Below are 413 nucleotides of genomic sequence, written 5' to 3' on the forward strand. Positions count from 1 at the left end.
CGTTCGCCACCTTCCTCACGCGGACGGAATTCGCGACGCTCGCCACCTTCGTCTCGGCGCTGGAACGGACGGCGTTCGCCGCCTTCCTCACGCGGCCGGAACTCGCGACGCTCACCACCTTCGTCACGGCGCTGGAACGGACGGCGTTCACCACCTTCGTCGCGGCGTTGGAACGGACGACGTTCGCCACCTTCCTCACGCGGACGGAATTCGCGACGCTCGCCACCTTCGTCTCGGCGCTGGAACGGACGGCGTTCACCGCCTTCGTCGCGCGGACGGAACTCGCGACGCTCGCCGCCTTCGTCGCGGCGTTGGAACGGACGGCGCTCACCGCCTTCATCGCGGCGTTGGAACGGACGACGTTCGCCACCTTCCTCACGCGGACGGAATTCGCGACGCTCGCCACCTTCGTC

At 68.5% G+C, this 413-nt stretch carries 1 protein-coding gene; it reads left to right on the plus strand.

The window, feature by feature from the left end:
• A partial coding sequence (locus SB764_RS38455) for a hypothetical protein (protein ID WP_410866528.1) occupies nt 1–413 on the plus strand: 413 nt, incomplete at both ends.

The sequence above is a fragment of the Paraburkholderia sp. SIMBA_027 genome (assembly GCF_046535315.1).
GTDB lineage: Bacteria > Pseudomonadota > Gammaproteobacteria > Burkholderiales > Burkholderiaceae > Paraburkholderia > Paraburkholderia tropica.